Origin of the sequence: Streptomyces sp. NPDC058221 (genome assembly GCF_042882365.1) — a bacterium.
In the GTDB taxonomy this organism is placed as follows: Bacteria; Actinomycetota; Actinomycetes; order Streptomycetales; family Streptomycetaceae; genus Streptomyces.
The window spans coordinates 23,236-40,611 of record NZ_JBHVWF010000066.1; the positions used below are offsets into that span (position 1 = coordinate 23,236).

Genomic DNA, 17,376 nt, shown 5'->3' on the forward strand with positions numbered 1-17,376 from the left:
CGCCCACCGCTAGCGTCGCCACGCCGGGCGCCACCGTCACCACGACACGCGCCGAGGCCATCACGGGAAGCGCCGCCACCGTCACGGACGTGCCGCGCGACCCGCCCCCGTACGGACACCGGCAGACCCGGCCACCGGGTGAGAGGGACCGACGTTGCCACACAAGACGATTGCCGACCAGCTGCTCGCCCGGGCCGGGGACGACCACCCGGGCCTGCTGACCCGTGACCGGTCCTGGACCTGGCGGGAGGTGGTCGAGGAGAGCGCGGCCCGCGCCGCCTGGGCCCGGGAACTGCGCACCGAAGGACCGTTCCACATCGGCGTACTCCTCGACAACGAACCCGAGTACGTCTTCTGGCTGGGCGCCGCCGCCCTCGCGGGCGCGACCGTCGTCGGTATCAACCCCACCCGCCGGGGCGCCGAACTGGAGCGGGAGGTGCGGCACACCGACTGCCAGGTGATCGTCACCGACCGGGCGGGCGCCGCCCTGCTCGACGGACTGGACATCGGCGTGGAAGCGGACCGCTTCCTCGTCGTCGACGCACCGGACTACCCGGACCGGGTCGTCCGGTACGACCGCAAGCCAGTGCCGGACCCGGACGTCACCGCCACCACCCGGATGCTGCTGCTCCTGACCTCGGGCACCACCGGCGTGTCGAAGGCGGCGATCTGCTCGCAGGGCCGGCTCGCCGCGCTCGGCGCCACCAACAGCGCCAAGTACGACATCTCCCGCGAGGACATCTGCTACTGCCCGATGCCGCTGTTCCACGGCAACGCGCTGATGGCCCTGTGGGCGCCCGCACTCTCCGCGGGCTCCACGATCGCCCTCACCCGCAGGTTCTCCGCCTCCGGGTTCCTGCCCGATGTCACCTACTTCGGCGCCACCTACTTCACGTACGTCGGCAAGGCGATCGGCTACATCCTGGCCCGCCCCGAGGCCCCCGGTGACGCCGGCAACCGGCTCACCCACGGCTTCGGGACCGAGGCCTCGCCCGAGGACGCCGCCCGCTTCCTGGACCGCTTCGGCTGCCGCCTCGTCGAGGGCTACGGCTCCAGCGAGGGCGCGGGCATGCTCAAACGGGTGTCCGGCGCGCCCACGGGCGCGCTCGGCAGGCCGGCACGGGACGGCGTTCGCATCGTGCACCCCACGGAACGGACCACCTGCCCGCCCGCCGTGCTCGACTCCTACGGCCGGGTGCGCAATCCGGAGGAGGCCATCGGGGAGATCGTCGACACCGAGGGCGCCGCCCGTTTCGAGGGCTACTACAACAACGAGGCGGCGAACGCCGAACGCGTCCGGCACGGCTGGTACTGGACGGGTGACCTCGGATACGTGGACGAGGCCGGCTTCTTCTACTTCGCCGGCCGCTCCGGCGACTGGATACGCGTCGACGGCGAGAACATCTCCGCCCTGCTCACCGAACGCATCCTGCGCAGGCACCACGGCGTCATCGCCGCGGGAGTCTTCGGCGTGCCCGATCCGCGCTCCGGCGACCAGGTCATGGCCGCCGTCGAGATAGCCGCCGGCACCCGCTTCGAGGACATGGACCTGCCCGGCTTCCTGGACCGTCAGGAGGACCTGGGCACCAAGGGTGCACCCCGCTTCGTCCGGGTCTCGCACGCGCTGCCGACCACCGCCTCCGGCAAGTTGCGCAAGAAGGAGATGCAACTGGACGGCTGGCGCACCGGCGACCCGGTCTACCGCTGGGCCGGCCGGGGCAAACCCGCGTACACGCCGATGACCGACGAGGAAAAGGCCGCGCTGCGCGGCGAGTTCCAGGCCAACGGACGAGCACGCTTTCTTCCCTGAAGCGACGTCAGGTCCGGCCGGCACCGAGCGAGGAGAACCACACATGCAACTGCGCGAGAGCGCCGCGCACCAGGAGCTGCGGCGGGAACTGCGGGCGTACTTCGCGGGCCTGATGCCCGAGGACGAACGCCGTCGCGTCGGCGAGGAGGGCGTGGGCGGCGACCGCTTCCGTGAGGTCGTCAAGAGACTCGGCTCCGACGGCTGGCTGGGTATCGGCTGGCCCACCGAGTACGGCGGCCAGGGCCGGTCGGTCGAGGACCAGTACGTCTTCTTCGACGAGGTCCAACGGGCGGGCCTGCCTTTCCCGTTCGTCACGGTCAACACCGTCGGCCCGACCCTGATGGCGTACGGCACCGAGGAGCACCGGAAGCGGTTCCTGCCCGGCATCCTCTCCGGCGACATCGTCTTCGCGATCGGCTACACCGAGCCGGGGGCCGGCACCGACCTCGCCTCGCTCACCACCCGCGCGGTCCGGGACGGCGACAGCTATGTCGTCGACGGCAACAAGATCTTCACCAGCGGCGCCAACACCGCCGACTACGTGTGGCTCGCCGCCCGAACCGATCCGGACGCCCCCAAGCACAAGGGCATCTCCATCCTGATCGTGCCCACCGCCGACGACGGCTTCTCCTGGAGCCCCATCCGTACCGTCGGCGGCATGAGGGTCACCGCCACGTACTACAGCGGGGTGCGCGTCCCGGCCGCCGACGTGATCGGCGAGGTGGACGGCGGCTGGCGGCTGATCACGGCCCAGCTGAACCACGAACGCATCGGCCTCGCCGCCCTCGGCGGCCGCATGATCCAGCTGTGGGAACGGGTCCTGGACTGGGCCCGGGAGAACGGCACGGCCGACATCCCGTGGGTGCGGCAGGAGTTCGCGCGTACGTACGCCCGGCTGGAGGCGATGCGGCTGATGAACTGGAAGATGACCGCCGCTGTCGCCGGCGACACACTGACCGGCGCCGACGCGGGCGCCGCGAAGGCGTACGGCACCGAGACCCACATCGCCGTCCAGCGAGGGCTGAGCCAGATCCTCGGTGCCGCGGGCCGCATCCGGCCCGAGTCGCCGGGCGCCGTCCTCGCCGGCCAGGTCGAACAGCTGTCCCGGCAGGGCATCGTGAACACCTTCGGCGGAGGGGTCAACGAGATCCTGCGCGACATGGTCGCGACCCAGGGACTCGGGCTGCCGCGCAAGGGGCGTGGCGCATGACCGGGGTTTCAGGACTTCAACCGGGTTACGAGGAACGGCTCCAGGCCTTCACCGGGCGCGCACTGCGGGACCCCACCCCGGCGCAGGACCCCGTCAACCAGCCGATGATCCGGCACTGGGCCGAGGCGATGGGGGACACCAACCCGGTGTACACCGACGCCGAAGCCGCCCGCGCCACCGGCCGCGAGGGGGTGGTGGCGCCCGCGTCGATGGTCCAGGCGTGGACGATGCGCGGATACGCGGCCACGGTCGCCCCGCCGGAGGGCGGCGCGACCGGCTACGACGAGCTCGTCGCGCTGCTCGACGAGGGCGGCTACACCTCCGTGGTGGCGACCGACTCGGAGTTCACCTTCCTGCGGGAGCTGGTCCCGGGCGACCACATAGCCGTTCACGAGAGCGTCGAGTCGGTCTCGGCGGAGAAGAAGACGGGCCTGGGGACCGGACGGTTCGTCACCACACTCAAGACCTACACCGACGGGCAGGGCGAGACGGTCGCCACCCAGCGGTGGCGCACCCTGAGATTCCGGCCCGCGCCCGAAAAGGCACCAACGGCGGCTGCCGCACCGGCAAAGGCTCCCGCCCCCGCCCTCCGCCCGCGCCCTGCCGTCAACCGCGACAACGCCTTCTTCTTCGAGGGGGCGGGGCAGCACCGGCTGCTCATCCAGCGCTGCGCCTCCTGCTCCCTGCTGCGTCACCCACCGGGGCCGTGCTGCCCCGAGTGCGGCTCGCTGGAGTGGGACACCGTCGAGGCCGCCGGCCACGGCCAGGTGTACAGCTTCGTCGTGAACCACCACCCTCGGCACCCGGCCTTCGAATCGCCGTACCTGGTCGCCGTCGTCGAACTCGCCGAAGGCACCCGGATCGTCACCAACCTGACCGGTGTCGCCCCCGACGACGTGACCATCGGCATGGCCGTGGTCCTCGACTGGCTCGACGCCGACCCCGAACTGACCCTGCCGGTGTTCCGGCCCGCCCCGACGGAGGCGCCCTGATGGATTTCTCCCTGGGAGAAGAGCTCGAAGCGGTCCGTGACCTGGCCCGCGAGATCCTCACCGACCGCGTCACCTCCGAGCGGCTGCGTGAGGTCGAGACCTCGGCGAGCCGCGTCGACGAACAGCTGTGGGCGGACCTCGCCACGGCCGGGCTGCTCGCCGCCGTCCTGCCCGAACAGGACGGCGGGGCGGGCCTCGGCATGGCCGGGCTCTGCGTCCTTCTGGAGGAACAGGGCCGGCGCGTGGCCCCAGTGCCGCTGTGGCCGGCGCTGACCGGCGCGCTCACCGTGGCCGGGCACGGCAGCGGGGCGCAGCGGTCGCGGCTGCTGCCCGGCCTGACGGACGGCTCCGGGCGGCTGACCGTCGCCCTGGAGGAGTTCGGTCCCGCCGAGCCCCTGGCGCCCCGCACGCTCGCGGTCGCTGACGGTCCGGGATGGCGCGTCAGCGGGGTCAAGGCTGTGGTGCCCGCGCCCGCCGGAGCCGGGCACGTCCTCGTGACCGCCGCGACCGAGTCGGGGCCCGGCCTCTTCCTCGTCGCCTCGGGCGCCTCGGGCGTGAGCTGGGAGTACGCGGAGACCACCAGCCACGACATGAGTGCCCACCTCACCCTGCACGACGCCCCGGCCGAGCCCGTCGGCACACCGGGCGACGGCGCCGCCGCGCACCTCGTGCGCACCGCCTTCGTCGCTCTGGCCGCCGTCCAGACCGGTGTGGCGGACGGGGCGCTCGCCCACGCGGCCGGGCACCTGCGCGAGCGCGAGCAGTTCGGCCGCCCCCTCGCCACCTTCCAGGCCGTTCAGCACCAGCTCGCCGACTGCTACATCGACATCGAGGCGATGCGGGTCACCCTCTGGCAGGCCGTGGACGCCCTGGCGGAGCCCTTCGACGCAGGAAGCGCCGACCGGGCCGCGACGGTCGCCAAGTGGTGGGCCACCGAAGGGGGCCTGAACACCGTGCACCGGGTCCAGCACGTGCACGGGGGCATCGGCGTCGACACCGACTATCCGGTGCACCGCCACTTCCTGTGGGGCAAGCAGATCTCCACCACCCTGGGCGGTGCGGGCGCGGACCTGGAACGCCTCGGGGCCCTGCTGACCGGCCCGGCGGTGGCCTCATGACCACGGCGCCCGGCACCCTCCCGCTGTCCCGCACCTATGACTCCGTGGCCGTCGGCGACGTACTCCCCGAGCTGCCGATCCCGGTCACCCGCACCCTGATCGTCGCCACCGCCCTCGCGAGCCGGGACTACCAGGACGTCCACCACGACCCCGAACTGGCCCGGGAACGCGGCTCCAAGGACATCTTCATGAACATCCTGACCAGCAACGGCCTCGTCGACCGGTACGTCACCGGCTGGGCCGGACCCGCCTGTGTCGTCAAGGCCATCCGGATCAGGCTCGGCGTACCCAACCACCCCGGCGACACGATGGTGCTCACCGGCACGGTGACGGCGAAGTCGGACGCGGACCGCCGCGTCGAGATCACGGTCCGGGGTGCCAACAGCCTCGGTGCCCATGTCACCGGGAGCGTCTCGGTGCAGCTGCCGGGGGAGGAGCGATGAGCGCCGTCGCGCTGTCCGGGGCCGCGGCCGTGGCCGGCATCGGAGCCACCGAGTTCTCCAAGAACTCAGGGCGCAGCGAACTCCAGCTCGCCTGCGAGGCCGTGCTCGCCGCCCTCGCGGACGCGGGTCTGCGACCGTCCGACGTGGACGGGCTGGTCACCTTCACCGCGGAGACCAATGCCGAGAACCATGTCGCCCGCAACACCGGAATGGGCGACCTCACGTTCTTCTCCCGCATCGGGTACGGCGGTGGAGCCGGCTGCGCCACCGTGCAGCAGGCCGCCATGGCCGTGGCGACCGGGGTCGCCGATGTGGTCGTCTGCTACCGGGCGTTCAACGAGCGCTCCGGCGAGCGCTACGGGCTCGGGCAGGCCGCCCGCCCCATGGACACGACCGCCGACCGGGCGGCGTATGCCTGGATGACGCCCTTCGGGCTGAGCACGCCCGCTCAGTGGGTGGCCATGTTCGCCCGCCGCTATCTGCACGAGTACGGCGCCACCACCGACGACTTCGGTCGCGTGGCCGTGGTGGACCGCAAGCACGCGGCGAACAACCCGGCCGCATGGTTCCACGGCCGCCCCATCACGCTCGACGACCACCGCGACTCCCGCTGGATCGCCGAACCGCTGCGGTTGCTGGACTGCTGCCAGGAGACCGACGGCGGCCAGGCCCTGGTGATCGTCTCCGCCGAACGCGCCCGCTACCTGCCGCACCCGCCCGCCGTCATCCGCTCGGCGGCCCAGGGGCTCGCGGCCGACCAGCACATGATGACCAGCTACTACCGTCCGACGATCACCGGTATCCCGGAAATGGGTGTGGTGGGACGGCAGCTGTACGCGCAGAGCGGACTCGGCCCCGACGACATCGACGCGGCCGTGCTCTACGACCACTTCACCCCGCTGGTCCTCCCGCAACTGGAGGAACTGGGCTTCTGCAAGCCCGGCGAGGCCAAGGACTTCATCGCCGACGGCCACCTGGAGCTCGGTGGCCGGCTGCCCTTCAACACCCACGGCGGGCAGCTCGGTGAGGCGTATCTGCACGGCATGAACGGCATCGCCGAGGGGGTCAGGCTGGTCCGCGGCACCTCGGTGAACCAGCCGGACAGGGCCGACCACGTCATGGTCACGGCCGGCACCGGAGTGCCCACCAGCGGACTGATCCTGGGAGCCGACCGATGACCGCATCCCCGTGGGAGGGCCGCGGACTCGGCACCCGTACCGTCTCCTGGACCGAGCGGGACGCGATCCTTTACGCGCTAGCGGTCGGCGCCCCCGCCGACCGGCTCGACCTCGTGTACGAGGAGCGGCTGCGGGTGCTGCCCACCTTCGGGCTGACCCTGGCCCAGTGGGCGCCCGACGCCCTCGGCGCGCTCGGCGCCTTCGACACCACCACAGCGGTGCACGGCAGTCAACGCCTCCTCGTACACCGCCCGTTGGGGCCGTCCGGTGAACTGGACACCACAGCGCGGGTCTCCGCCGTCCGGGACAAGGGCGCCGCCGCCGTCTTCGACGTCGAGGTGTCCTGTACGCACTTCACGGCCACCTGGTCGATCTTCGCGCCCGGCTGCGGGGGCTTCGGCGGCGAACGCGGCGCGTCCGCCCCGCGACGCCCGGGCCGGCCGGCCGAACACGCCCTGACCGTGGCCACGCACGCCCGGCAGGCGGCCTTCTACCGGCTGCTCGGCGACCGGCACGCCATGCACATCGACCCGGAAGCGGCGAACGCCGCCGGGATGGACCGGCCGTTCCTGCACGGGCTGTGCACGCTCGCCGCGAGCCTGCTGCCGCTGGCCGACGCGCTCGGCGCGCACCCGGCCGAACTGGCGGAACTGGATGCCCGGTTCGCGGCACCGGCGTTCCCCGGCGACCGGCTCGGCCTGACCGGCTGGGACGACACTCCTGGCCACGACAGCCCGGGCTACGACACCCCCGGCGGCCGTGCCGTGCGCTTCGAGGCGACGGCGGAGGACGGCCGCGCGGTGCTCACCGGCGGCCGGGCCCGCTTCCGTACCACCACCCCCGACCGGACGGAGACTCCCGATGCTTGATGCTGCCCAGCGCGCCGAGGCCGCCGCGGTGCTGTGGGCCGCCCAGAGCGACCGCAGCCCGGTGGAGCCGCTCGCCACCACCTGGCCGGCCATCGGCGCGGCCGACGCCTACGAGATCCAGCTGATCAACATCCGCCGGCAACTGGCGGAGGGCCGCACCGTCCGCGGGCACAAGGTCGGCCTGTCCTCGAAGGTCATGCAGCAGATGATGGGCGTCGACGAGCCGGACTACGGCCATCTGCTCTCCGACATGGTGCTGCCCCAGGAGACCCCGGTCGAGGCCGGCCGCTACTGCTACCCGCGGATCGAGGTCGAGATCGGCTACGTACTCGGCCGGAGCCTGCCGGGGGAGGGGTGCACCACCGAGGATGTCCTCGCGGCCACCGAGTACATCGTCCCGAGCCTCGAACTCATCGACAGCCGGATCTTGGACTGGCGGATCGGCCTCGCCGACACCATCGCCGACAACGCCTCGTCCGCCGGGGTGATCCTCGGCTCCGCCCGGGTGCGGCCGGGCGATCTGAACCCGGCCGACATCGAGGCCGTCCTGTACCGGGAGGGCGAGGAGATCGCCCGGGGCAACACCAGCGCGGTGCTCGGCGATCCCACCGAGGCCGTCGCCTGGCTGGCCCGCAAGGTCGCGTCCTTCGGGGTGCGGCTGGAGGCCGGACACGTGATCCTGCCGGGGTCGTGCACGAAGGCGGTCGACGTGAAGCCGGGGGAGAGCTACCGGGCCGAGTTCGAGGGGCTCGGGTCCGTCTCCGTCGGCTTCGTCCACTGAACGGACAAGCCTTCATCCACTCAACCGGACAAGGCTTCGTCCACTCAACGGGACACCACCCGGCCAAGAACTGAAATCAATACTAGTTTCGTGTGTGGCGCACCCCGGCGGTGGATTCCCGGGGTGCGCCCGCATATCCAGCGGATCGACGGAACACGGAATGAGGCAGCATGAGCGCGACGCACACCCCCTCGGTGAAGACCCTTCAGGGGCGCACCGCCGTCGTCACCGGTGCGGGGGCGGGGCTCGGCCGCGCCGAGGCACTGGCACTCGCGGCGCTCGGCGCCGACGTGGTGGTCAACGACATCGGCCCGGCGGCCGACGACGTGGCCGCCGAGATCAAGGCCCTCGGTACGGGAGCGGTCGCGGTGACCGGTGACGTCGGCGACTGGTCCATGGGCGACCGGCTGGTCCAGGCCGCCGTGGAGAGCTTCGGCAGCCTGGACATCGTCGTCAACAACGCGGGCGTCCTCCGCGACAAGATGCTGTTCAACCTCACCGAGCCCGACTGGGACGACGTCCTGCGCATCCACCTCAAGGGGCACGCCGCGGTCTCCCGCGCCGCGGCCGTGCACTGGCGCGCAGCGAGCAAGACGTCCGGTGCCCCGGTCTACGGCCGCGTGATCAACACCTCGTCGGAGGCCTTCCTCTTCGGGGCCCCCGGCCAGCCGAACTACTCAGCCGCCAAGGCCGGCATCACCGCGCTGACCCTGGCCACCTCGCAGGGCCTGGCCCGCTACGGCGTACGCGCCAACGCGATCTGCCCCCGAGCCCGCACCGCCATGACCGCCGAAGCCTTCGGCGAGGGCGCGACCGCGCCGGGCGGCCTGGACATCATGGCCCCGGAGCGCGTCGCCACCCTCGTCGGGCACCTGGCCTCACCGGCCGCCGACGAGATCAACGGGCAGGTCTTCGTCGTGTACGGCGACATGGTCGCCCTGCTCGCCCCGCCCACCGTGGAACAGAAGTTCACCGCCGCCGACGGCACCTTCACCCCGGCCGAGCTCGACGAGCAGCTGACGACGTACTTCCGCGGCCGTGACCCGCACCGGACCTACGCCGCCTACAGCATCGCCGGACTCGACACGACGGGTACGCAGCAGGCTCGGTGAACGATGCGCAGCCCCGGCCGGCGAAGGCTCAGCCGGCGTCCGGCCCCGGGGCGAGCAGCAGGTGGCAGGCCAACCGCAGGTCGGCATCCGCCTCCTGAGGCGTGAGCCGCTCGTTGAGCCGCGACTGCAGCACGCCGTACCAGAGCAGGATCAGCAGCCGCAGACGGGTGATGTGGTGGTCCGTGGCCTCCTGCACACCCCAGGCCCGCAGCAGCAGGTCGAGGAAGCCCGAGTCGATCCGCGCCAGGTCGGGGACGGTGGAGGCGCGGGCGGCGTTCGCCGACTGGATCATCGCCGTGGCGAGGGCCGGCCGGCGCAGCAGATTGCGTGTGGCGCTGCCCAGCGTCTCGAACACGGCGTCCTCGGGCGAAGTGCCCGCCGGACGCTCGGGCACCCGTGCCGCGAACCCCTCGATCTGGTCGGCCATCAAAGCGGTGAACAGATGGGTCTTCGACGGGAAGTACCGGTACAGGGTGGCGATCGCCACGCCTGCGGACTTGGCGACCTCCTGCATCTGCACCCGCTCAAGACCTGTCGAGGCGGCGGCGTCCGCCGCCACCTTCAGGATGCTCTGACGGCGTGCGCGCTGCCGGGGGGAACTGGGCTCGGCCCCGGCCCTGGCCTCGGCGATTCTGGGCACGCTCTCTCTCCCGCAGCTCGGTGGCGTCTACAGCTGCACAGACAATACGCCGGGCCCGGCCCCGCGTCAGGCGCGCTCGTCCCGCCGTACCACTCAGCGGGACCGGCCCCGCCGGCACTCGCCCGGGAAGGGTCTGCTGAGGCCGCACACCACCGAGCGGCAGGAGGGGCCACACATGCGGGACGGCCGGCAGGACTGGGACGCCACCCACGACGTGATCGTCGTCGGATCCGGGGCGGGAGCGATGACCGGGGCCCTGATGGCCGCGGACGACGGCCTGGACACCGTCGTACTGGAACGGACGGCGTTGCTCGGCGGCACCTCCGCCTACTCCGGAGCCGCCTGCTGGCTGCCCGGCACCCAGGTGCAGGAACGCGCCGGGCTCGGCGACTCCACCGAAGCGGCCGACGCCTATCTGCGAGCTCTCACCGGCGACGCCGAAGCGCCCCGCAGGGACGCCTTCCTGCGGCACGCACCGGAACTGGTGGCCCGGCTCGAAGGCGACCCGGCGATCGAGTTCGAGTGGCGCGCCTTCCCCGACTACGTCGCTGCCCCCGGCCGCATGGACGCCGGCCGCTCGTTCGTCCCGCTGGACCTGGAGCCGGAGCTGCTCGGCGAGCTCCTGCCCCTGGTGCGTCCGGCGGTCGACCGGGACCGCGCGGGTCAGGGCCACCCCGCCGGCGCACCGCTGACCGCGGGCCGCGCCCTGATCGGCCGCCTGCTCCTCGCGGCCACCCGCACCGGCAACGCGCACATCCGCACCGAGCACCACGTCACCGGACTCGTCACCGAGGACGGCCGGATCACCGGCGTCGAGGCACAGACCCCGCACGGCACGGTCCGGGTGCGGGCCCGGCGCGGGGTGCTGCTGGCAGCGGGCGGCTTCGAGGGCGACGGCCCCCTGCGCGCCGAGCACGGGGTGCCCGGCAGCGTGGCCTGGAGCATGGCGCCGCGCGGTACCAACACCGGTGAACTGCTGCGTGCCGCTGTCGAGGCCGGTGCCGGCACCGGCCTCATGGACGAGGCCTGGTGGTGCCCGGGGACCGAACTGCCGGACGGTTCGGCCGCGTTCACCCTGGGGCTGCGCGGCGGCCTGATGGTGGACGGCTCCGGGCGCCGGTTCGCCAACGAGTCACTGCCGTACGACCGCATGGGGCGTGCTATCGCCGCCGCCCAGCGAGCGGACTCGCCCATCCACCTGGTGTTCGACTCGCGCGGGGGCGGCGCCCTGCCCGCCATCACGGTTCCTCCCGTCGACCCCGCGGACGGCCTGGCCGCCGGCACCTGGGTACGGGCGGACTCACTCCCGGAGCTCGCGCGGCTCATCGGCGTGCCGGCCGACACTCTCGCGGAGACCGTCGGCCGCTTCAACGGCTTCGCGGCCGGTGGCACCGACGAGGACCACCACCGCGGCGAGGACCCGTACGACCTGTTCTTCGCCGACCGGACGGGCGCCCCCGGGCCCAACCCGTGCCTGGTCCCGCTCGACCGGCCGCCGTACTACGCGGCCCGCCTCGTCCTCTCCGACCTCGGCACCAAGGGCGGCCTGCGCACGGACACCGACGCCCGCGTCGTGGACACGCAGGGCCGCCCGCTGACCGGTCTGTACGCCGCCGGGAACACCGGCGCGTCCTTCACCGGCCGCGTGTACCCCGGTCCCGGCGTCCCCATAGGCACCGCCATGGTCTTCGCCTCACTCGCCGTCCGGCACATGGCCGGTCAGCCCGCCGACGCCGGCTGACCGGTTCGGCCCCGGGCATCCCGGCCAGTGGGATGCCCGGGACGTGCCCTCGCAGGAGCGCTCTACGGTCGCGGCACCGCGGCGGCCAGGACAAGAGAGGTACTCGATGATCGACAAGAACGCGTATGGACCCTGGGCGGTCGTCGCCGGAGGTTCCGAGGGAGTCGGCGCCTCGTTCGCCCACCAGCTCGCCGACGCCGGGATCAACCTGCTCCTCATCGCCCGCAAGCCGGGCCCCCTGAACGAGACCGCCGAGAAGGTACGCGCCAAGGGCGTCGAGGTCCGCACACTCGAACTCGACCTGCTCGACCCCGGGGCCCTGGACTCCGTCCGTGCGGTCACCGACGGACTCGAAGTCGGCCTGCTGATCTTCAACGCGGGAGCAAACAGCTACGGCCACGAGTTCGTGTCCGGCGACCTGACGCGTGTCCAGGGCGTCCTGGATCTCAACATCACCGCGCAACTCGCCCTCACCCGTCACTTCGGCGCCCTGATGAAGGAACGCGGCCGGGGCGGCATCATGCTCGTCGGCTCGCTCTCCGGATACCTCGGACAGGCGCAGATCAGCGTCTACTCGGCGGCCAAGGCCTTCAGCCGGGTCTTCGCCGAGGGGCTGTGGCTGGAACTCCGGCCGCACGGAGTGCACGTCCTGGAGCTCGTCCTCGGCGTGACCCGGACCCCCGCCATGGAGCGCGCCGGGCTGCGCATGGACCTGCCCGGACTTCGGGTCGCGGAGCCGGACGATGTCGCCCGGGAGGGGCTGGAACACCTCGCCGACGGCCCCGTTCTGGTCGCCGGCGGCAATGCGGCGGCTGCGGAGAAGCGCAGTGGTTTCCCCCGCGCCGACCTGGTCCTCGGCGCCCACGAGGCGTCCAGGAAGATGCTGCCGCCGTCCTCCTGACGCCGCATCGACAGCCGTCCACCGTGCGCGTGTTGAGCGCAGCCCGCACTCTTCCGGAGAGCAGATGAGCGAGACAGAGCACCCCCTCACGATCCCCGGCGCCCTCGGTCTCGCCGCCGGCCGGCATCCCGACCGGGAGGCGGTCGTGGACGGTGACGTCCGGCTGACCTGGACGCAGCTGCGCGACCGGGTCCACTCGGCAGCGAAGTCGTTGATCGCCCTCGGCACGCGGCCCGGCGACCGGATCGCCCTGTGGGCACCCAACAGTCACCACTGGGTGGTCGCCGCGCTCGCCGCCACCTCGGCAGGTGCGGTGCTCGTTCCCGTCAACACCCGCTACAAGGGCGCCGAAGCGCGCTGGCTCCTGGAACGCAGTGGCGCACGGCTGTTGTTCGTCGAGAACGGCTTCCTGGGCAAGGACTACCTCGCCATGCTGGCCACCGGGGACGAGGCAGGGGCGGCGCTCCCCCCGGCCCCGCTGGAGCGGGTGGTGACCTTCGACGCCACCTCCTCCTCCGGGAGCCTGCCCTGGGAGGAATTCCTCCAGCACGGTGCTCACGTGCCCGACGCGGAAGCCACCGCCCGCGCTGCCGCCGTGCATCCCGACGACCCCTCGGACCTGCTCTTCACCTCGGGCACCACCGGCCGCCCCAAGGGCGCTCTGAGCACGCACCGGCAAAACCTCACCACCTACCGGGCCTGGAGCAGCCGGACCGGTGTGACCGGCGACGACCGCTATCTGATCATCAATCCGCTGTTCCACTGCTTCGGCTACAAGGCGGGGGTACTCGCCTGCCTGCTGCGGGGCGCGGCCATGATCCTGCACCCGGTCTTCGACGTACAGCGGGTGCTTCACACGGTCGAGGCCGAACGGATCACCGTCCTGCCAGGCCCGCCCACGATCTACACCGAACTGCTGGACGCACCCGGCCGGGACCGTTTCGACCTGACCTCCCTGCGGCTCGCGGTCACCGGATCAGCTGTCGTGCCGGTCGCCCTGGTCCGACGGATGCGCGCCGAACTCTTTCCCGAGGTGCTCACCGCCTACGGACTGACCGAGAGCTGCGGCACCGTGTCCGCGTGCTCCACCGCCGACGACGACGAGACCGTCGCCCTGACCTCGGGCCGCCCCATCGACGGTGTCGAGGTACGGGTGGGCGGGCCCGGCGGAGCCTCGCTGCCGACCGGACAGGACGGCGAGATCCTGGTACGCGGCTACAACGTGATGCTCGGCTACATGGACGACCCGGCAGCGAACTCCGAGGCCGTCGACGCGGACGGGTGGCTGGCCACCGGGGACGTCGGCCATCTCGACGCCCACGGCAACCTGGTCATCACCGGCCGGCTCAAGGACATGTTCGTGGTCGGCGGATTCAACGTCTACCCGGCCGAGGTCGAACAGGTGCTGGCCGGACACGAGGCCGTAGCCGAGTCCGTCGTGGTGGGCATCCCCGACGCACGGCTCGGAGAGGTCGGGCGCGCCTACGTCACGCCGCGTCCGGGCGCCGATCCCGACCCCGAGGCACTCATCGGCCACTGTCGTGAGCGGCTGGCCAACTTCAAGGTCCCGCGCCAGGTCGTGGTCCTCGGAACACTGCCGCGCAACGCCACCGGCAAGGTGGACAAGTCCGCCCTGCGAACGATCTGAGCCCGACCGGGGCATGGAGGTACGGACACAGATGGACAACGAGGTTCTGGAGTCGGTGCGCGGTCTGCTGCCGGCCATCGGCAAGCGGGCGGCCGCCGCCGACGAGGCGCGGCGCATCCCGGATGCCACGGTGCGTGAGCTGGCGGGGGCCGGTGTCTTCCGGATGCTCCAACCGGCCCGGTTCGGGGGCCTGGAGGGTGACCCCGTCGACTTCTACAGGGTCGTGCGGGAGATCTCCGCGGTGTGCTGCTCCACGGGCTGGGTGGCGTCCGTGCTGGGCGTCCACCCCTGGCAGTTGGGCCTGTTCCCCGAACAGGCACAGCAGGACGTGTGGGGCGACGACCCGGACACCCGCATCTCCTCGTCGTACGCCCCGGTGGGCCGGCTCACCCCCGTCGACGGGGGCTACGAGCTCACCGGCCGGTGGAGCTTCTCCTCGGGCTGCGAGCACGCCACATGGGCACTGCTCGGCGCACTCGTCGTCGGTGCGCAGGGACGGCCGGTGGACTTCCTCACCGTCCTGGTGCCCCGGACCGACTACCGCATCGAGGACATGTGGGACGTGGTCGGGCTGCGCGGAACCGCCAGCAACGACATCGTCATCGAGTCCGCGTTCGTGCCGGCCCACCGGGTGCTCCGCAACTACGAGCAGGCGCAGCTGAAGGTGCCGGGACAGCAGGTCAACCCGGGTCCCCTGTACCGGCTGCCGTTCGGCGCGATCTTCACCAGTGCCGTCACCGCGCCGGTGCTCGGGGCCGTCTCCGGCGGCTATGCGTCGTACGTGTCGCGCATGAAGGAGCGGGTGCGGCTCAGCCTGGGCGGCGGCAGCTTCGCCGAGGACCCGTTCGCCCAGGTCGCCATCGCGCGCGCCGCCTCCGACATCGACGCGACCGTGCTCCAGATGGACCGGAACATGCGCGAGCTGTCCGAACTCGCCGTCGCCGGAAAGGAGATCCCCATGGAACTGCGGCTGCGTACGCGCCGCGACCAGGTCCGGGGGACCGAACGGGCCGTCGCCGCGATCGATCTCCTCTTCAAGACCGCCGGCGGCAACGCGCTGCGGCGCGGCAATCCCGTCGAGCGCGCCTGGCGCGATGCCCACGCGGGGAGTGTCCACGTCGCCAACGACGTGGAACGCGCCCTCGCCATGTACGGGCGCGGTGCCTTCGGCCTGACGGTCGAGGACAACCTGGTCTGAGGCGCCCCGGCGGGGAACTCGATGTCGTGAGTGCGGCGAGGCCACCGACGGCCCTTCTGCCCGAACCGGATGCCGTCCCGGCTGTATCCATGCGTGGAGCCGTGTCCCGCCCGGTGTGCGCAGGGTGTACGAGGAACAGCGCGCCGACAGTCCCCGGCGGCCCACGCGGTCGTCTGCTTCTTCCGTCAAGACAGGGGTTGGCATGGCACTCGATTTGACGCCTTCCAAGGGCGTGTTTCCCACAAGGCGCATCATCGTGGTGTGCGCGTTGATCATCATGCTGTCCGAGATCGCCACGTTCGAGATCTTGATGGTGTACCCGGCGATGCCTGCGATCGCGACGCACTTCGGCACGGCGAACGTCGCCGCGGTGGTGTCGTCGGTCTCGCTCGCCGGTGCGGTGGTCCTGCCGGTGGCGGGCAAGGTGGCCGACCGGTACGGGAAGAAGAGGGCGATCCTGGTCCTCGGCGGCCTCTTCATCCTGGGCGGCATCATCTGCGCGACGACGGACGTCTACGCGCTGCTGATCCTCGGGCGGATCCTGCAGGGCGGCCTGGTCGGCGTGGTGAGCATCTCCTACGCCCTGGTGCGCGACGTCATCCCGCGCAGGTACGTCCCGATCGCGCTCGGCTCGCTCGCCACCGGGGTCGGGATGGGGGCGGTCGTGGGTCCCTTCGCGGCCGGCTGGCTGATCGACGCCTTCGGCTTCCGCAGCGTGTTCTGGTTCATGATCATCTACGTGGGTGTGCTGCTGCCGCTGAACGCCTGGCTGGTGCCGGAGAGCGCTGTGCGGACGAAGTCCTCGATGGACCTCCCCGGCGCGGCGCTGTTCGGCATCTCCCTCACCGTCATCATCTACGTCATCGGGGAGGGCAGCGGCTGGGGCTGGACCTCGGGTACCACGCTCGGGCTCTTGGGCCTCGGCGTCGCACTGCTGGTGGCCTTCGCGATCCGGGAACTCCGGGTGAGCGAACCGCTCGTCGACATACGCGTGCTGACCGGTGCGCCGTTCGTGTGCACCGTGCTCGCGTTCGGGCTGATCTCGTACATGATGACCGCTCACTCGTACATGAACCCGATTCTGCTCCGGGCGGAGCAGGTCCCGGGCAACACCTACGGCTCCGGACTCTCGGCGCTGGAGCTCGCGGTGTGGACCGCGCCGATGGGGCTGATGGGCATGATCATGGGCCCTCTCGGCGGCTACCTGGCGAAGCGGGTCGGCGCCCGGCGGGTCCTGATGACGTCCGGGGTCCTGTACGTGGGCGTGATGCTCGTCGCGTCGACGCTGCTCACCGTGCAGTGGCAGGTGGGCCTCCTGAGCTGCGCGGCCGGTTGCGCGGTCGGGTTCCTCCACTCCTCCAATTCCAACCTGGTGCAGGACGCCCTGCCCGAACGGCTGGGAGGCGCGGGCAACAGTGTCGCCGGCATGATCGGGATGCTGGCCGCGGGACTGAGCGTCACCATCACCGGCGAGATCATGGCCGCGCATGTCCGGGAGACGCCGTCCGGCTCGCCGTCGGCCGTCTTCGGTGATGCCGCGTACAGCCAGGCCTACGTGGTCGCCGCGATCGTCGGCGTGGTCGGTCTGCTGATCGCCCTGCGCATGAAGCACGGCCGCGAGCCCGCCAGGGGAGGGCTCGTCGAGGACGGGGCGACCGAGGCCGCCCGCGACGGGTCGGACGTCCCGGTGAAGGGATCGGCCGTCTGAGGCGGCCGGGCGTCCCGCCGTACGGCG

Annotated in this window: 15 protein-coding genes; 14 read left to right on the forward strand and 1 reads right to left on the reverse strand. The window is 71.9% G+C overall.

The genetic code is table 11. The features are described from left to right. The first annotated feature begins 154 nt into the window (after positions 1-154). The 9 genes from ACFVW8_RS21470 to ACFVW8_RS21510 all read left to right on the forward strand — a co-directional run bounded on the left by ACFVW8_RS21470 (position 155) and on the right by ACFVW8_RS21510 (position 9,513). Entirely contained in the window at positions 155-1,810 is a 1,656-nt protein-coding gene (locus tag ACFVW8_RS21470; protein ID WP_389692295.1) for an AMP-binding protein, read from the forward strand. A 43-nt stretch (positions 1,811-1,853) separates the two neighbouring features. After that, positions 1,854-3,020 carry an acyl-CoA dehydrogenase family protein gene (locus ACFVW8_RS21475; protein ID WP_389692297.1) on the forward strand — a complete coding sequence of 389 codons (1,167 nt, stop codon included), beginning with the start codon at positions 1,854-1,856 and terminating at the stop codon, positions 3,018-3,020. Next, complete coding sequence (locus tag ACFVW8_RS21480) at positions 3,017-4,012, forward strand: bifunctional MaoC family dehydratase N-terminal/OB-fold nucleic acid binding domain-containing protein (protein WP_389692299.1); 996 nt, start codon at positions 3,017-3,019, stop codon at positions 4,010-4,012. The genes ACFVW8_RS21475 and ACFVW8_RS21480 overlap by 4 nt, the downstream gene beginning before the upstream one ends. After that, the gene (locus ACFVW8_RS21485) at positions 4,012-5,130 is read left to right on the forward strand and encodes an acyl-CoA dehydrogenase family protein (RefSeq protein WP_389692301.1); all 1,119 of its coding nucleotides are present in this window, start codon (positions 4,012-4,014) and stop codon (positions 5,128-5,130) included. Before ACFVW8_RS21480 ends, ACFVW8_RS21485 begins: the two co-directional genes overlap by 1 nt. Continuing rightward, positions 5,127-5,573: a MaoC family dehydratase gene (locus tag ACFVW8_RS21490; RefSeq protein WP_389692303.1), complete on the forward strand. Its 447-nt coding sequence runs from the start codon at positions 5,127-5,129 to the stop codon at positions 5,571-5,573. Before ACFVW8_RS21485 ends, ACFVW8_RS21490 begins: the two co-directional genes overlap by 4 nt. Continuing rightward, positions 5,570-6,751: a lipid-transfer protein gene (locus ACFVW8_RS21495; protein WP_389692305.1), complete on the forward strand. Its 1,182-nt coding sequence runs from the start codon at positions 5,570-5,572 to the stop codon at positions 6,749-6,751. The genes ACFVW8_RS21490 and ACFVW8_RS21495 overlap by 4 nt, the downstream gene beginning before the upstream one ends. Beyond that, the gene (locus tag ACFVW8_RS21500) at positions 6,748-7,620 is read left to right on the forward strand and encodes a MaoC/PaaZ C-terminal domain-containing protein (RefSeq protein ID WP_389692307.1); all 873 of its coding nucleotides are present in this window, start codon (positions 6,748-6,750) and stop codon (positions 7,618-7,620) included. The genes ACFVW8_RS21495 and ACFVW8_RS21500 overlap by 4 nt, the downstream gene beginning before the upstream one ends. Next, positions 7,613-8,401 (forward strand): 2-keto-4-pentenoate hydratase, encoded by a 789-nt coding sequence (locus ACFVW8_RS21505; RefSeq protein WP_389692308.1) that lies wholly within the window; start codon positions 7,613-7,615, stop codon positions 8,399-8,401. Before ACFVW8_RS21500 ends, ACFVW8_RS21505 begins: the two co-directional genes overlap by 8 nt. Before the next feature lie 170 nt (positions 8,402-8,571). Then, positions 8,572-9,513, forward strand: a complete 942-nt coding sequence (locus ACFVW8_RS21510; protein ID WP_389692310.1) for a 3-oxoacyl-ACP reductase — start codon at positions 8,572-8,574, stop codon at positions 9,511-9,513. Between the two features lie 28 nt (positions 9,514-9,541). On the opposite strand, the gene ACFVW8_RS21515 is transcribed toward ACFVW8_RS21510, so the two are convergent. Continuing rightward, complete coding sequence (locus tag ACFVW8_RS21515; RefSeq protein ID WP_389692312.1) at positions 9,542-10,153, reverse strand: TetR family transcriptional regulator; 612 nt, start codon at positions 10,151-10,153, stop codon at positions 9,542-9,544. A gap of 175 nt (positions 10,154-10,328) precedes the next feature. Between ACFVW8_RS21515 and ACFVW8_RS21520 the strand changes: the two genes are divergently transcribed. The 5 genes from ACFVW8_RS21520 (at position 10,329) to ACFVW8_RS21540 (ending at position 17,349) form a co-directional block, all read left to right on the forward strand. Next, on the forward strand, positions 10,329-11,894 hold the full coding sequence (locus ACFVW8_RS21520; protein ID WP_389692314.1) for an FAD-dependent oxidoreductase: 1,566 nt from the start codon (positions 10,329-10,331) through the stop codon (positions 11,892-11,894). A 106-nt stretch (positions 11,895-12,000) separates the two neighbouring features. Then, positions 12,001-12,795 (forward strand): SDR family NAD(P)-dependent oxidoreductase, encoded by a 795-nt coding sequence (locus ACFVW8_RS21525; RefSeq protein WP_389692316.1) that lies wholly within the window; start codon positions 12,001-12,003, stop codon positions 12,793-12,795. 64 nt (positions 12,796-12,859) lie between these two features. Then, on the forward strand, positions 12,860-14,443 hold the full coding sequence (locus ACFVW8_RS21530; RefSeq protein WP_389692318.1) for a FadD3 family acyl-CoA ligase: 1,584 nt from the start codon (positions 12,860-12,862) through the stop codon (positions 14,441-14,443). A gap of 31 nt (positions 14,444-14,474) precedes the next feature. Then, a complete protein-coding gene (gene hsaA, locus ACFVW8_RS21535) occupies positions 14,475-15,641 on the forward strand; it encodes a 3-hydroxy-9,10-secoandrosta-1,3,5(10)-triene-9,17-dione monooxygenase oxygenase subunit (protein WP_389692320.1) in 1,167 nt (388 codons plus the stop codon). A gap of 202 nt (positions 15,642-15,843) precedes the next feature. After that, positions 15,844-17,349, forward strand: a complete 1,506-nt coding sequence (locus ACFVW8_RS21540; protein WP_389692322.1) for an MFS transporter — start codon at positions 15,844-15,846, stop codon at positions 17,347-17,349. Positions 17,350-17,376: the final 27 nt, after the last annotated feature.

Bases quoted from the DNA above. Each gene is read 5' to 3' on its own strand.
- ACFVW8_RS21475 (WP_389692297.1), top strand. From the start codon at position 1,854: ATGCAACTGCGCGAGAGCGCCGCGCACCAGGAGCTGCGGCGGGAACTG.
- ACFVW8_RS21480 (WP_389692299.1), top strand. From the start codon at position 3,017: ATGACCGGGGTTTCAGGACTTCAACCGGGTTACGAGGAACGGCTCCAG.
- ACFVW8_RS21485 (WP_389692301.1), top strand. From the start codon at position 4,012: ATGGATTTCTCCCTGGGAGAAGAGCTCGAAGCGGTCCGTGACCTGGCC.
- ACFVW8_RS21490 (WP_389692303.1), top strand. From the start codon at position 5,127: ATGACCACGGCGCCCGGCACCCTCCCGCTGTCCCGCACCTATGACTCC.
- ACFVW8_RS21495 (WP_389692305.1), top strand. From the start codon at position 5,570: ATGAGCGCCGTCGCGCTGTCCGGGGCCGCGGCCGTGGCCGGCATCGGA.
- ACFVW8_RS21500 (WP_389692307.1), top strand. From the start codon at position 6,748: ATGACCGCATCCCCGTGGGAGGGCCGCGGACTCGGCACCCGTACCGTC.
- ACFVW8_RS21505 (WP_389692308.1), top strand. From the start codon at position 7,613: ATGCTTGATGCTGCCCAGCGCGCCGAGGCCGCCGCGGTGCTGTGGGCC.
- ACFVW8_RS21510 (WP_389692310.1), top strand. From the start codon at position 8,572: ATGAGCGCGACGCACACCCCCTCGGTGAAGACCCTTCAGGGGCGCACC.
- ACFVW8_RS21520 (WP_389692314.1), top strand. From the start codon at position 10,329: ATGCGGGACGGCCGGCAGGACTGGGACGCCACCCACGACGTGATCGTC.
- ACFVW8_RS21525 (WP_389692316.1), top strand. From the start codon at position 12,001: ATGATCGACAAGAACGCGTATGGACCCTGGGCGGTCGTCGCCGGAGGT.
- ACFVW8_RS21530 (WP_389692318.1), top strand. From the start codon at position 12,860: ATGAGCGAGACAGAGCACCCCCTCACGATCCCCGGCGCCCTCGGTCTC.
- hsaA (WP_389692320.1), top strand. From the start codon at position 14,475: ATGGACAACGAGGTTCTGGAGTCGGTGCGCGGTCTGCTGCCGGCCATC.
- ACFVW8_RS21540 (WP_389692322.1), top strand. From the start codon at position 15,844: ATGGCACTCGATTTGACGCCTTCCAAGGGCGTGTTTCCCACAAGGCGC.